The 14,146-nt window shown below is 46.7% G+C and carries 17 protein-coding genes; 8 read left to right on the forward strand and 9 right to left on the reverse strand.

Annotation, left to right across the window (positions count from 1 at the left end):
* Position 1: 1 nt before the first annotated feature.
* Both Q9R25_RS00145 and Q9R25_RS00150 read right to left on the reverse strand, forming a co-directional pair.
* The gene (locus Q9R25_RS00145; RefSeq protein WP_159563604.1) at positions 2 to 1,099 is read right to left on the reverse strand and encodes an ABC transporter ATP-binding protein; all 1,098 of its coding nucleotides are present in this window, start codon (positions 1,097 to 1,099) and stop codon (positions 2 to 4) included.
* A 104-nt stretch (positions 1,100 to 1,203) separates the two neighbouring features.
* Positions 1,204 to 2,055, reverse strand: a complete 852-nt coding sequence (locus Q9R25_RS00150) for a PucR family transcriptional regulator (protein ID WP_260563767.1) — start codon at positions 2,053 to 2,055, stop codon at positions 1,204 to 1,206.
* Positions 2,056 to 2,097: 42 nt separating this feature from the next.
* Between Q9R25_RS00150 and Q9R25_RS00155 the strand changes: the two genes are divergently transcribed.
* The 4 genes from Q9R25_RS00155 (at position 2,098) to Q9R25_RS00170 (ending at position 6,083) form a co-directional block, all read left to right on the forward strand.
* Entirely contained in the window at positions 2,098 to 3,216 is a 1,119-nt protein-coding gene (locus Q9R25_RS00155; protein WP_230872852.1) for a DUF445 domain-containing protein, read from the forward strand.
* Between the two features lie 37 nt (positions 3,217 to 3,253).
* Positions 3,254 to 3,625: a YlbF family regulator gene (locus tag Q9R25_RS00160; RefSeq protein WP_015880924.1), complete on the forward strand. Its 372-nt coding sequence runs from the start codon at positions 3,254 to 3,256 to the stop codon at positions 3,623 to 3,625.
* Between the two features lie 128 nt (positions 3,626 to 3,753).
* A complete protein-coding gene (locus tag Q9R25_RS00165) occupies positions 3,754 to 5,529 on the forward strand; it encodes an SLC13 family permease (RefSeq protein ID WP_196431495.1) in 1,776 nt (591 codons plus the stop codon).
* A 62-nt stretch (positions 5,530 to 5,591) separates the two neighbouring features.
* Positions 5,592 to 6,083 (forward strand): hypothetical protein, encoded by a 492-nt coding sequence (locus Q9R25_RS00170; RefSeq protein WP_311282653.1) that lies wholly within the window; start codon positions 5,592 to 5,594, stop codon positions 6,081 to 6,083.
* A 40-nt stretch (positions 6,084 to 6,123) separates the two neighbouring features.
* On the opposite strand, the gene Q9R25_RS00175 is transcribed toward Q9R25_RS00170, so the two are convergent.
* Genes Q9R25_RS00175 through Q9R25_RS00185 form a run of 3 tightly spaced genes read right to left on the reverse strand, consistent with a single transcriptional unit; the run spans position 6,124 to position 8,433 of the window.
* Positions 6,124 to 6,342 (reverse strand): YhzD family protein, encoded by a 219-nt coding sequence (locus Q9R25_RS00175; RefSeq protein WP_078146414.1) that lies wholly within the window; start codon positions 6,340 to 6,342, stop codon positions 6,124 to 6,126.
* A 39-nt stretch (positions 6,343 to 6,381) separates the two neighbouring features.
* Positions 6,382 to 7,473 (reverse strand): DNA polymerase IV, encoded by a 1,092-nt coding sequence (dinB, locus tag Q9R25_RS00180; RefSeq protein WP_196431493.1) that lies wholly within the window; start codon positions 7,471 to 7,473, stop codon positions 6,382 to 6,384.
* A gap of 36 nt (positions 7,474 to 7,509) precedes the next feature.
* Positions 7,510 to 8,433: a magnesium transporter CorA family protein gene (locus tag Q9R25_RS00185; RefSeq protein ID WP_311282654.1), complete on the reverse strand. Its 924-nt coding sequence runs from the start codon at positions 8,431 to 8,433 to the stop codon at positions 7,510 to 7,512.
* Positions 8,434 to 8,514: 81 nt separating this feature from the next.
* Between Q9R25_RS00185 and Q9R25_RS00190 the strand changes: the two genes are divergently transcribed.
* On the forward strand, positions 8,515 to 9,474 hold the full coding sequence (locus tag Q9R25_RS00190; protein WP_311282655.1) for an HD domain-containing protein: 960 nt from the start codon (positions 8,515 to 8,517) through the stop codon (positions 9,472 to 9,474).
* A 50-nt stretch (positions 9,475 to 9,524) separates the two neighbouring features.
* On the opposite strand, the gene Q9R25_RS00195 is transcribed toward Q9R25_RS00190, so the two are convergent.
* On the reverse strand, positions 9,525 to 10,526 hold the full coding sequence (locus Q9R25_RS00195; protein WP_196431491.1) for a peptidylprolyl isomerase: 1,002 nt from the start codon (positions 10,524 to 10,526) through the stop codon (positions 9,525 to 9,527).
* A gap of 153 nt (positions 10,527 to 10,679) precedes the next feature.
* Between Q9R25_RS00195 and Q9R25_RS00200 the strand changes: the two genes are divergently transcribed.
* Entirely contained in the window at positions 10,680 to 11,018 is a 339-nt protein-coding gene (locus Q9R25_RS00200) for a DUF1878 family protein (protein ID WP_235189241.1), read from the forward strand.
* On the opposite strand, the gene Q9R25_RS00205 is transcribed toward Q9R25_RS00200, so the two are convergent.
* Positions 11,002 to 11,565: an HTH-type transcriptional regulator Hpr gene (locus Q9R25_RS00205; RefSeq protein WP_015880933.1), complete on the reverse strand. Its 564-nt coding sequence runs from the start codon at positions 11,563 to 11,565 to the stop codon at positions 11,002 to 11,004. The genes Q9R25_RS00200 and Q9R25_RS00205 overlap by 17 nt on opposite strands.
* A gap of 61 nt (positions 11,566 to 11,626) precedes the next feature.
* Positions 11,627 to 11,983 carry a hypothetical protein gene (locus Q9R25_RS00210; protein WP_311282656.1) on the reverse strand — a complete coding sequence of 119 codons (357 nt, stop codon included), beginning with the start codon at positions 11,981 to 11,983 and terminating at the stop codon, positions 11,627 to 11,629.
* 168 nt (positions 11,984 to 12,151) lie between these two features.
* Here Q9R25_RS00210 and Q9R25_RS00215 point away from each other — a divergent pair, with 168 nt between their 5' ends.
* Positions 12,152 to 12,487: a hypothetical protein gene (locus Q9R25_RS00215; RefSeq protein WP_215244165.1), complete on the forward strand. Its 336-nt coding sequence runs from the start codon at positions 12,152 to 12,154 to the stop codon at positions 12,485 to 12,487.
* A 32-nt stretch (positions 12,488 to 12,519) separates the two neighbouring features.
* Here Q9R25_RS00215 and Q9R25_RS00220 read toward each other — a convergent pair whose 3' ends face one another.
* Entirely contained in the window at positions 12,520 to 12,948 is a 429-nt protein-coding gene (locus tag Q9R25_RS00220) for an HIT family protein (protein ID WP_214691239.1), read from the reverse strand.
* A gap of 128 nt (positions 12,949 to 13,076) precedes the next feature.
* On the opposite strand from Q9R25_RS00220, the gene Q9R25_RS00225 reads away from it, so the two are divergent.
* Positions 13,077 to 14,126, forward strand: coding sequence for a hypothetical protein (locus Q9R25_RS00225; RefSeq protein ID WP_214691238.1), 1,050 nt, complete (start codon positions 13,077 to 13,079; stop codon positions 14,124 to 14,126).
* Positions 14,127 to 14,146 lie beyond the last annotated feature (20 nt).

The following is a 14,146-nucleotide window of genomic DNA, read 5'->3' on the forward strand; positions in this document are numbered from 1 at the left end:
CTTAACGGATGACTTGTTCTGTCTCTCCGTCGAAGAAGTGTGCTTTTGTCATATCGAGTGCGAGTTCAACATCGTCACCCATGTGGATGTTCGAGCGACCGTCAACGCGGGCTGTGAACTGTTGTCCACCGAGTTCAGCGTAGAGGTAAGACTCAGAACCCATGAGCTCAGCGACATCGATGTGCGCTTTGAACGTGTGTGTCGTTGGTGAGTCGATGTAGATTGGCTCATCGTGGATTGATTCCGGACGAATTCCGAGGACGAGCTCTTTTCCGACATAGCCACGATCACGAAGCGTCTTCATTTTTCCTTCTGGTACGTTGACTTCTTCACCGTTCGTGATGAATTTGCCTTCTGCGAGTGTACCGCGGAAGAAGTTCATCGATGGTGAACCGATGAAGCCGGCGACGAAGATGTTATCTGGATGATCATATACTTCTTTCGGCGAACCGACTTGTTGAATGATTCCGTCTTTCAAGATGACGATCCGTGTAGCGAGTGTCATCGCTTCCGTTTGGTCATGGGTAACGTAAATCGTCGTTGTATCCAAGCGGTTGTGCAATTGGATGATCTCTTTACGCATTTGTACACGGAGTTTCGCATCCAAGTTTGAGAGTGGCTCATCCATCAAGAAGACTTTTGCGTCACGGACAATCGCACGACCAATGGCAACACGCTGACGTTGTCCACCTGAGAGCGCTTTTGGTTTACGCTCGAGGTATTCTTCCAAGCCGAGAATGCGGGCAGCGTCTTTTACGCGACGATCGATCTCGTCTTTTGGGAACTTACGGAGCTTCAACCCGAACGCCATGTTGTCGTAGACGCTCATGTGCGGATAAAGTGCGTAGTTTTGGAAGACCATGGCGATATCACGATCTTTAGGAGCGACATCGTTCATTCGTTTCCCGTCAATGATAAAGTCTCCGTTTGAAATCTCTTCAAGTCCTGCGATCATACGAAGTGTTGTCGATTTTCCGCAACCAGACGGTCCGACGAAGACGATGAACTCACGGTCTTTGATGTGTAAGTTGAAATCGCTGACGGCTTTTACGCCACCATCGTAAATTTTATCAATGTGTTCTAAACGAATTTCTGCCATGTCGTTAGCCTCCTAAAGAATCTATGTGTATATAATAGCGCTTACAAGAACGATTATATGATGAAACCGCTTGCATTGAATATGGACAAGTTGCACAAAAACCGTTAATCGGATTTGTGCAACATGACCATGAGTTGAAGGAGGCTAGCGTCATAGAACGTTCGAGCATCGTAACCCGTCGTCTCAAATAGACGATCGAGCCGATAATTTAGCGTGTTTCGATGCATGAACAGTGCTTTGGCGGTATGCGAGACATTCAACGAGTGACGAAACAACGCCTCTAATAATTCGATTGTCGATAAATCGAGCATTTGCATTAACGGGGCAGTGATATACATCCGCTCTTTTAAGTCCTGCTGTTGTAGTAAATAATGGTATAATAATTGACTAGCAGGGTAAGTTTTAGTAGACATACGTGCGTATGGCATGAGTAATTGATGTTGACGATACACATGGACGAGCGAGCCTTGCGGACGTTCGCTATAGATCGCATGCGCCTCGATGAAACAGTCACTCGCAATGGCGCGCAATACGTCCTCAAACTCCTGAAGATCGACGAATGGATTTTGTTCAATCAGCTCGATATGTCGTGTCGACATCAAGATGACCTCGGCATGCGGCATAAAGTCACGGACGATACTAACGAAGGATTCGAACGCTTCTTCTTCCGCTTCTTGGAGAGAAAGAGAGATGAGCCGAAACGGTTGCTCAAAACGAAACGTCTCATCTTGAAGGGTTGCTTGCCATTTTCGCTGATGGGGATCAGATTGAAGGATTGGCGTCGCCCACAGCGCCAACAGCTTTTGTTCGCGTTCGCTCAGTTCGAACGCGGGGAGTCCGAATAGGGTACCATCTTGCGTCTCGAACCAATCAAGGTCACCAGATGCATCTTCCGACCGATGGACAGCAGTCGGAAAAATCGATTTAATACGATCAAACGTATTCAATACTATCACCTCAACAACAATGTATCATATTTCAGATCGGAGGCTTGCAGTTTGGACGGGTTATTAAAGATTTTACTCATGATATTGATCGGGGCGACCATCGGGGGCGTGACCAACTTTCTCGCCATCAAGATGTTGTTCCGACCACACGAACCGAAATACATCGGTTCATTCCGGATTCCTTTTACACCAGGACTTATTCCGAAACGTCGAGATGAACTGGCATCTAGTTTAGGGAAGACGGTCGTCAAACATTTATTGACACCAGAGGGTATGCGGAAGCGATTGCTAGATGACCAAGTGACGACGCATATTACGCACTTTGCGCAACAAGAGGTTCAGACGATGTTACGCTCGGATAAGACGGTTCGCGAGCTATTGGAACCCCTCTATCCGAACGCAGAGGCACGATTCCTCACGCTAGCAGATGACAAACTACGTGACGAGCTATCGAACGTCATGGCTGAAGTGAAAGAACGAAAGCTGTTTGAGTTACTTGGAGAAGAAGGGATGGACCGTGTACGAGTGGTCATTCCTGAAATCGTGGAGGCGCTTCTCGTCAAATCAGAGGAATATTTCTATTCTCCTGAAGGTGAGGCGCAACTTCGTCACATGGTTGACTCGTTCGTCCAGCGTCGTCTCGGATTTATCGCAGGGTTCATTCAAAACATGAACTTTGTCGAGATGGTTCGGCCAGAAATCGTCAACATCTTACGTGGTCAATCGACCCGTGACGGAATGACGACGATGATTACGCGTGAATTTGAGCGATTCAGTGAGAAGACGGTCGATACACTGATCGATGATCGACTTGAAGCACGACTCATCGATGGCATCACAGACCAAGTCGTATCTCGTTTGCCAATCGGACAATTATTGGATCGTCCGATATCGTCGTATACACAGTCCGTCGAATCCCGCGTTGTCGACGAACTTGTTCCACAAGGTGTCACGCTTGTCATTGAGCGCTTCACGAACCAAATGGAGACGATTATGGACCGATTAAAGATTGATAAGATTGTGCAAGAGCAGGTCCAATCACTCGACACGTCGTACCTTGAAGAGATCGTCTTATCGATTTCGAAACGAGAGTTTCGGGCAATAACATGGCTTGGTGCTCTGTTAGGTGGTATGATTGGGTTGATTCAAGGGTTGATTGCCATCTTGTGATGGCTCTATGCCCTAATAGCATTTAGGAGGACGTTACATGTCACAAACAAACTTGTACGATCAAGCTTACCAATTGGAGAAAGCACTTCGCGATTCTGAAGAGTTCACAACACTCTCTTCTTTATACGATCGTGTCAATGCGGATGCGGAAGCGAACCAGTTGTTCGCTGACTTCCGTAACATCCAAATGACGCTTCAACAAAAGCAGATGCAAGGAGAGGAAATCTCTGAGCAGGAAATGATGGATGCGCAAACGAAAATGATGAACGTTCAACAGAACGAATTGATCATGGAGCTCATGCAAGAAGAGCAACGCATGCACCAACTCGTTACAGAAGTGACGAAAATCATCATGAAACCACTCGAGGAGCTTTATGCCCCGATGGTGAACGAAAACGAAGTTCAATAACAAATGATGTGCGGATGGCTTTAGAGCCATCCGTTTTTTTGTTGATGAGATTGTCACACGCTTTAAGTAAGCGCTTACATAAAGTGGGTTATAATGAAATTGTGACAATAGCGAAAGGGTGAATCAGCATGATCACGGTGATAATCCTTTTAGGGATGATTTTCTTTTTCATAGCAGGATGGTTACGGGCGGATTTAGTGGCATTGATTGGACTTGTTTGCCTCGTGCTCACACAACAATTGACCCCAGGTGAGGCGATGGCTGGTTTCTCCAATCCGGTCGTCTTGATGATTGCTGGACTGTTCGTGGTCGGAGCGGGATTGTTTCATTCTGGTCTGGCGGAACGGTTGGCTTCTTTGCTTGTTCCATACGCGGGAGGGAATGCGACGCGTTTATTCTATCTGTTTATGTTGACGGTGACGCTCTTGTCGAGTGTCATGTCCAATACGGGGACCGTCGCTTTGCTCATTCCTGTTGTGATGGTAATGGCACGAAAAATCCAACAATCTATGGATTCTTATCTCATGCCACTCGCCTTTTTTTCAAGCATCGGTGGAACGATGACACTGATTGGGACACCTCCCAATCTCGTTGCGGCAGAAGCACTCCGCGGCCTCGTGGATGAACCGCTCGGATTCTTTTCATTGTTTCCAATTGGTCTGGTCGTGATGGTGATTGGATTGATCTATTTCCGTCTAATCGGGAATCGCTTACTCCATCAAGAAGGGGCGAAACTGTGGTTGAAGACGGAGATAAGTGAGCCATTGCGTCCAAACGTCTATGTGATGTCGATTGCAAAGAGTCATCCGTTAATTGGGAAACAGTTACGTGACCTTTCATGGTCTCATGAAGGGGTTATAGTCTTGAAGGAACGAGTTCATGGACGGCACCATCATGAGACGGCTCATGCAGACACCGTACTACGTGCGGGGGAATTACTTGTCAGCGGTGAGGAACGGCACGTTCGGAACTTTTCTGAAAAAGAACAGATACCATTTGAACCGATTGAGGCCACCCGTGTAGATGATCAAACCGGAGGGGTTCTCCTGTTCACGGTCCCAGGGGTGAGTCGATTAATCGGGAAGCGTATCGGTGAGAGTCAGTTACGTAATCAATTTCATGTCAATGTCTTAAAAGTCATCCGACCACAAGAAGAGATCGCACACGTGCGATTGACAGACACCCCGTTGAAGCAAGGAGACATGTTGATGGTACAGGGGACATGGGATGATTTAGAGCGGATGGAAAGAGAGACACATGACCTGTTATCAAATGAACGGGTGACCGAGGTAGCCAATCGAGTCGTATCGGGGCGTCATCAGCTTGCAGCAGGCATCATCATGCTCATGTTGTTGCTCATGTTCATATTCGAATGGGTCGATCCGACCGTTGCCGTATGGATGGCTGCGCTAGCGATGGTGTTGAGTGGGGCCGTCCGACAGATGGACGTCGCCTATCAATCTATTCAATGGTCCTCGCTCGTCTTGATTGCGGCCATGATCCCGGTAGGAACGGCGCTTGAAAAGGCGGGAATCATGGGATGGGTCGTTGAATGGATTGAAAGGACGTTTGCCGACTTTGGTCCTATATGGGTACTCGTCGTCTTATTCGTCTCGACCATGCTCCTTAGTCAAATCATCTCGAATACAGCGACCGCTATTTTGTTTGTCCCCTTAGCGATTGCACTCGCCGAATCGATGACTGTCAGTCCGGTTCCATTCGTCGTTGCGGTCGCCATCTCGGCATCACTCGCTTTTATGACCCCATTCGGATCTCCGACAAATGCGATGGTCTTTAGTATCGGCAACTATCGGTTCATGGATTTTATCAAAGTCGGTGTGCCGTTACAACTCATCACGGGAATCGTAGGAATTTTGATGATTCTCATCCTCTTCCCATTTTGAATAGGAGGTTTGGGGACGAGTATCGAAAATAGACGTATCAGCAAATGAAAGGGCGGGCGATGATGAAAAAATGGATATTGGTTTTCTTCTGTCTCTTTCTTGTGGCATGTGGGAAAGAAGTGGGGACGGAACCAGAACCTGAGATGACGCAGAGCGGGAAGGTGGCCGAAGCGTATCTCGAGGAGCAACAGTACTCGATCGTTTCTTTTGAAGGAGAGCATACGAGTACTTTAACCTTAGAGGAACTGGCAGAGGATCGTGAACGGAACGTTTGGGGACTACAAACCGTATCACCGGATGAATACGTGGGTAAGACCATCTACTACGAAAACTTTACGGTGAAAGATCATCCGATTGGTGAGCAATCTCCCGCCGGTCAGATTGCTGTCTCGGTAATGATCGTGGATGGAAAGGTCATCGGCGGGACATCATTCCCCGTGACAGATGGATCAGGTTCAGGGAACGGATATAGTTTGAGCGGAGAATCGCTTGAGGATATTCACCCCGATCTTCAAGAATGGCAGGATGCGTGGAATGAAAAATATGGTGAATGAAAAAGTAGACCAAGACAATCATTGTCCTGGTCTACTTTTGTTAAGATGCTGTCCCTTTCAATTTACCCGGTAATTTGCAACGCTCGAAGTAGATGAGTTGCCCCCGTCGTACGATACGCGCCCCTTTATGCTCATGTCCAGCAGCACGAAGCATGTCGAGTCCTTGTTGTTTGGCCGACTGATCGTCGTTCGCTTCGAACATTTCATTCAATACGAGCGTGCCATCATTTTCAAATCCTGTCACCGTGTATGTTTCCATTCACACGACCCCCTTTTCTTCATTTTAATGAATGGTCATTCATTCTTCAAGAGAAGGTTTTGTCAGTTCGTCGAATGTCAGCTGTCGTGTCGATTCAGTTCGGGGAATCAAATCGGATACGGTCAATCCGATCAAACGGACGGGCTCGATGACGTTCATCTCGTCGAAAAGACGTCTGGCAAGTCGTCTAATCTCATCATGGTCATGCGTCGGGTGGTTTAATTTGATTTGATGACTCCGAGCCTGAAACTCGCTCGTCTTTATTTTGATGGTGACCGTTTGACAGCTCAAGTCGCGGCGATCGAGCTGACGCAATACGTCCTCCATCTCTGGGATGACCCGTTCGAACACTTCTTCCGGGTCATCGATATCAAATGCGAACGTCGTTTCTGACCCAATCGACTTACGCTCTCGCGTGGCCACGACAGGACGCGTATCACGTCCGTGTGCCAGTTCATATAGTTGTTGCCCACGATCGTGTCCAAAGATGGCTTTCAGTTGCTCAGGACGAGTTTGTTGAAGGTCACCGATCGTACGATAACCACTTTTATAAAGCGTTTGGGCGGTCACTTTTCCGACTCCATGCATGGCTTCGATGGAGAGGGGAGCCAGAAAGGTTGCCACTTCATCAAGCGGAACGACCGTGAGTCCATTTGGTTTCTCATATCCTGAAGCGATTTTCGCGACAAATTTTGACGGTGCGACTCCGGCAGATGCGGTGAGACCGGTGCGACGCTTAATCTCGCCTAATATATACCGGGCGATAAAGGGTCCGGATGTACTCAATAACGAATTCTCCGTCACATCGAGGTAAGCCTCATCGAGCGAGAGTGGTTCGACGAGCGGTGTGACCGACTTAAAAATCTCCATCACTTGTGCGCTGACTTGTCGATAGGCATGAAACCGTGGTTTGATAAACGTCGCATGGGGACACAAGGCAAAAGCGCGACGTGATGACATCGCGCTGTGTACGCCGTATTTCCTCGCCTCATAGGAACATGTCGCGACGACCCCGCGGCTGTGGGGAGGGCCTCCGACGATGACGGGCTTTCCTCGTAAGTTAGGACGGTCACGCTGTTCGACAGAGGCATAAAATGCGTCCATGTCCACATGAATGATGAGTCGTTCCATAACATCACCTTTCTTGTGTGAATCACTTTTCTTTCATTATACCGAACTTTTGTTCGTTTTTTGAGTTTTTTGTTTTGACCGATGTTTCGTTGAAGTCGTCTGATTCGGAAACTGTAGCAATGACCCGATCCAATTCTTCCGTTTCAGCCACACTTGGATGATGAGCGTGAAGAGAAGAATCATGAGCCAGGCGAATCCATATCCAAGCGGCCATTCCAGTTCAGGCATATTTTTAAAGTTCATTCCCCAAACCGCACCGAATGCAACGACGGGAGTCGTCAGCGCGGTGAAGACGGTTAGTGCCTTCATGATTTCGTTCCCTCGAAAGTTCGACAGGGTGGAGGCGAGATCTGTCATCGCAATCACGTCTTCTTGATAATGATTGATGAGTGTCAGCAATCGATTGACTCGATAATCGGCAAGTTGATACGATTTTAACTGCTGCAAATCGATCGTTAAAAAAGCTTCTCGTCCCGCCATGACAAGCTCCTTATATGGAGTGACCGTATCCGACCACCGTTCAATCTCACTGCGAAGACCAAAAATCTCATTCATGAACGTAGCGGGAACTTGTCCCGTCATTTCACGTTGAGCTGCCATCAAACGTTCTTCAAACTCATCGATACCGTGAAAGTAGTTGTTCATCCGTTCGGCAAGCAACTCATAAAACGCCTCGATTGGAGAATCGCATTGTTTGGCGAAAACGGACTCATGGTGCAAATCATCAAAGCCGATTGTCCATAAAAAATCAGGTCCAATGAAGTAATGTCCAATTTTTTGTGGTTCCCGTTCTAACTGTTCATAGTCGAGTGTGAGTGAACCATACATATATCCATTCTCGACGACAATCTTCGTCACATTTGAGGTCGTCAATTGTTCAAGCCAATACGTATAGGCTTGAGCATATAGCTGATCAACATGAATATAATCTTCCGGTCGTGTATACCAATCCCATTTCATCATCCATTCCTCCAATTCACTATATTGATAGTATTCCCAAATTGTCAGGAATGTTGGCATCTGTCTCAAACTTTCGTTAAGATGAAGGTACTGAACAAGAGAGAGGTGCTTTCATTGACGACAAAAATCGGTCAGCTCAAAGTGGGCGACACGCTAGACCAATATGTCATGATCAAACAATCGTATAAGGGACTTGCCGGGAACGGGAAACCTTATTTAACATTAATCCTTTGCGACGAGAGTGGTGAAATCGAAACGAAATTATGGGATAGTGCCGATACCGAGAAGTATGCGACGAAAAAAATCGTCCATGCGGCAGGGGAAGTGATGGACTATCGGGGGCGCACCCAGTTGAAACTAAAACAAATTTCAATCATCGAGCAGGAAATAGACATCGCACCATACGTCCGATCGGCTCCGATTCCGAAGTCAGAGCTCGAGAAGACGATTCGTGGATTCATCACGTCACTTCAACACGATGAGATTCGCCGTCTTGTCGAGGAAGTCGTCAATCGTCATGAAGAGGCATACTTCACGTATCCGGCTGCCGTTCGACATCATCACGCGGTCTATTCGGGACTGGCATTTCATGTGATGTCGATGTTGAAGCTCGCGGATACGATGTGTGAACTGTATCCATCCTTGAATCGTGATCTTTTGATTGCGGGTGTGATTTTGCATGATTTGGCGAAAGTCATCGAATTGTCTGATGCGATTACGCCAGAATACACACTCGAAGGAAAATTACTCGGTCATTTGTCACTTATGGCATCGGAACTTGAAGTTGTGTCACGGGAACTTGGAACGGACCGCGAAGTGACGACCTTGTTGCAACATCTCGTCTTAAGCCATCACGGGAAGCCGGAATGGGGATCTGCGAATGCGCCACAATTACCTGAAGCGGAGATGTTATTCTTCATTGATAATATTGATGCGCGCATGAACATGTTTGAGAAAGCGTATGAAGGGGTCGAGCCCGGAATGTTCACGGAGCGTGTCATGGCGCTCGATAACCGTGCTTTCTATCGCCCGAATTTATAACAGGTGACCAACGAAAAGGGGTACTCCATTGCTGGAGTGCCCCTTTGTGATTACTGTTCAGTTGATTCTGCTGCAGGTTCTTCTGAAGACTCGTCTGCGTTTTTAATCGCTTCTTTAACAGCGTCAAATTGTTGTTCTGCTTTTGCATCTTTTACGTCAACGTTGTATTTTTCAATCAACTCAGCGTAAATTTTGTTCGCATCGACAGAAGCTGATTTTTCAGCTGCCAATTCTTCACGAATACGATCTTTCTCGTCTTCGAGTTTCAAGTCTTTCTCTTTACGGTCTGTCACTTTGATGACATGGAAACCGAACTGAGATTGAACCGGTTCAGAGATTTTACCAACGACATCTTCTTTGAATGCGTACTCTTCGAATTCAGGTACCATCTTACCAGCAGAGAAGAAACCGAGTTCTCCACCTTGTTCTCCTGAACCAGTATCCGTTGATTTTTCTTTCGCAAGTTCAGCGAAGTCTGCACCGTCATTCAACTCTTTGATGATGTCTTGTGCCTCTTCTTCTGTTTCAACGAGGATGTGGCTAGCTTCCACTTCCACGTTCTCTTTTGCGAACTGTGCTTCGATTTCTTCATCGGTCACATCGACAAGTTTCGATTTCGCAGCGTCAACGAGCATCTGTCCGCGAAGCGCTTCTTTAAACTCTTCCGTACCGCTCATGCCGGCTTGTTGAATCGCTTGTTCGAACTCTTCTTCTGAGTTGAACTGTTCTTCTGTCTTGCTGAACTCTTCATCTACTTTTTCTTGGTCGACTTGGTCACCGTATTCTTTTTCAAGAAGTGCATTCATCGTCTCTTGGAATGCGAGTTGTGGTACCATGCGGTCATAGCTCATATCCGCGATTTCACCGCGTGTGATTTCGCCGCCTTTGTATGTGACGACTGCTGAATTATCTGACTCTCCGCCGCCTGCGTTCGTTGCCGCATACGTACCGCCAGCACCGATAATGAGTGCGATTGCAGATGCACCGACGATTGCGCCAGTTGAGAATTTTTTATCTTGCTTTTTTGGTTCGTTCGTCATTCCGTTTGACATGTATTCCACCCCTAATAATTCTTTAAAGTTTCTAAGTCCGACTATATCACATTTTCCTAATCATGACAGCTGTTCTCTTGTCTGTACAGTATCATAGCACACAATCCTGTCGTATAATGATGAAATAGAATGTGAAATGATGGGGTGAGGGAAGTGTCACTAGAGGAGAAGGTCGAGCATTTAGCCTATCAGATGAAGATCTTACTCGAGATTGTCGATTGGACAGACCGTCCGTTCGAATATGAGGTGATTCGAGCGAATTTGACGAAACAAGAAGTCGAGTCATTTTATCAATTGCTTGAGGAGATTCGGGCGCAGCAAAACGAGCAATTGCGCTACGGATACACGTCCATAGAACCATTGCTCGTCCATTTTGCAGGTATGTTAGATGTGAGACTTGACGTCAAAACGATTCTTGAGGCATGTGTCCGACAAGGAATCGAGTTAGACGTCACAGAACCACTTTATCGGCAGGTCAGGCTTCTTGACTGAGTTCATCCTCATCAGGGCGTCTGCCTGCCTCTTCTGTGATCATTTTTGACGTTTCCGCAAAGATATCCATAAAGTTATCCCCGTACAAGCGACGCACGATAGCCGTCATATCTGTTAAGTCAGGGAACTTTCCATACAGTTCTTGGAGCGGAAGGGAAGCGCGGAATACGCCGTTCCCTTCTGGGTCGAAGGCGTGAATCGTTTCGAGTAATAACGATTCGCCTTCAGGTGTCAATTGAACGTACGTGTTTCGTTTGTCCGTCTCTTTTTTAGAAAACGTAAGTAATCCACGATCTTCTAACTTCTTCGAGAAGTTGAAAGCAGTCGAGACGTGCATGACGCCATATTTCGCAATTTCTGAAATCGATGCACCGCCTAAAGCGTGGGCAATCCATAAGATATGGTGTTCATTGATATTTAAGTCGAACGGTTTGATCCAGTTTTGCCAGTCTTTTTCGACGGTTTTCCACAAAGCTTTACTCAATTGAATGATTTTGTGGCTATAGAGCATGGCCTCAGGGCCAGTGAATTCTTTTTCGTGTTCCATCTCGATCCATCCTTTCCGGATAAAAAGTCAAATGTAATCGACGGACGATGACCTCAAACACTCACTGTGTTTGATTGACGGTTTTGTCAGTCATAGCAGACTGTACGTTCGAGAGTTCCTGAAGGTTCCCTTGGATGCGCTCGACTGAAGGCTGAATGTCTTGTTGATAGCGTTCGACTTCGGCTTTCACTTGGTCAGTCAATTCTTTTCCTTGCAGTTTTCCTGCGGCGGCAACCTGCGATGCATGTTTCGCCACATTCCCAAATTGTTCTTTTAGCGTAGTGATTGTGGATGCTCGATGTTGTTGAGCAGCGGCATCATTTGCAGTTCCTTGCGCCAGTTTCTTCACTGTGGCGACTCCTAAAAATGCTAAAACAAAGCCGAAAACAATCCAATCTCGACGTTGGCGACTCGACAATTCATTCCCCTCCTCAAGCTCGGATAATCAGAATTACATTCTTTTCATATTATTTTACCAAAAAAGAGTGATTAAAAACCTATATCGCAAATAAAATTTTTCAGAACATTCATTTTTGACCGAAAAATCATTTTATTTTAAAATACAGGTAAAGGAAGGTGATCCTCAGTGGAGAAAGCGAAGCGTTGGGTAGATGACATGCTTGACCTGTATCTCGCTGCGAAACGACTGGGAGATGACACTTGGGCCGAATCCATTATAAATACACTAGAGGCGGGATACGAGGCGTCGAAGCAAACGGAACAGGCACGTGAAGAATCGATGCTAGAAAAGCGGATGCTTGAAATAGATGCCCGTCTAACGAAATTACGAAAAGAATTTGAACAAGCGACATCTGTCAAGACGCGTCAACAGCTATACGAAGTGGCAATTAAGCTTCAGGTCGAGCGTGCGCAATTGGAAGAGGAACGAAAACGCCACCGTGATTCAATCAATCAATCATAAATGAGACCCGTCGTCGACGGGTCTCTGTCTGTTTATACGTGGGCATGAATGTTCGATGCAAGGGTAGTGAGTTCTTCCGACGTGAAGGCGCCGTTTTGCGTGATCCACTGCGCACCAAATCCATCCTCGTGTCCAAAGCGCGGAATCAAATGGATATGGAAGTGGTACACCGTTTGTCCGGCAACTTCTTCGGCATTCGATAAGACGTTCATTCCGATGGCACCCGTTTCACGTTGAATCGCTTTGGCGATGGTCGGGACGCGTTTAAAGACATCTGCCGCCACGTCTTCCGGCAATTCATATACGTTTTTCGCATGATGTTTTGGGATGACGAGCGTGTGTCCTTTCGTCACTTGAGAAAGGTCGAGGAAAGCGACGACCGCTTCGTCTTCATATACCCGATAGGATGGGATTTCTTGTTTTGCAATTTTACAAAAGATACAGGTCGGATCTGTATGCATCTTCATTCCTCCATTCTTAAATGTCGTTTCTGTTCCATCATAACACGGAAGTTCGGGCGCAAGAACGATAGGAAGCGAGATGGATTCCTTCTATAATGAAGATAAGTGAGCGCAAAGGAGGTGAGCACATGCCCTATACGAGAAGTAGAAAAAAAGAGCGGAGTCCGAAAGTCTTTCTTTTGATCTCTAGCTTCACGATTCTAGTTGGAGCCATTGTTTTCTATATATATGCATACAAGCCGGCGGCAGAACAAGATAAAATTCACGTCGCATTCAAAGAGGCCTTATTAGAAGAAGACCGTACCTTTTTTGAGGAGAAAGTCGAATATCTTGGAGAACCTTTATCGAGAGCGGAGGCTCTACGATTCATGGGGTGGTTGAACGATGAAAAGTCCATTCGAGGAGAGGCTATCGCAGAAGTTGCGAAAGACCGAGCCAACCGAACGTCGGGTATGGAGGCGGACGGATTATTTCGTTTGATCGACACGGGGGAAGGACGGTATGGCTTTTCTGACTATCGAATTGAACTACTCCCACAACGGATTGATGTGACCTCGGATGTACCATTGACGAATATTTGGATTGATGGACAACAGGTAGGACGGATTGATGAAGCCGATGATACGTTATCGTTTGAACAGATGCCGGGACAATATGATGTCAAAGCGGTAGCGGTGACAAATGGAGAGACGGTCACGGAAACCGAAACGATTCAATTGATATCTTCTAAATCCATTGAGTATGCCCTTATGCCTGAATCGAACGAAGCCATTGCCGGACAATTTGATTTGAAGAGGGCTGAGTTGATTGAAATTGAAGTGGAGGCGCAAACGGGTCACTCACTCGAAACGGTCGATTCTTTAATTGGGCAGTCGAGTCAGCAAGTTCAAGAAACGCTTGGTGAACCGGCTGGAAAGCGTGAAGGAAAATGGGACTATGAGCGATTGGCTGTCACGTTTAAAGATGAGGAAGTGGAATCGATTCGGGTCGACCTCGATAAACGACCGGATGATTTGATTGCCCTCCTCGGTGAACCGAAAGCGAAGTCGGAACACCCACTCGGAACAGAGTGGGATTACGGTCAATCGTTCTTCGAATCATTCTTTACGTTCTTTGGTCTTGAGACCGAGAAACAGTTTATCGAAAAGAACGACGCAATGTATTTACTGATCCAATGAAAAAAGAGGGACATTCCATA

Origin of the sequence: Exiguobacterium sp. BG5(2022) (assembly GCF_031844365.1) — a bacterium.
In the GTDB taxonomy this organism is placed as follows: domain Bacteria; phylum Bacillota; class Bacilli; order Exiguobacteriales; family Exiguobacteriaceae; genus Exiguobacterium; species Exiguobacterium profundum.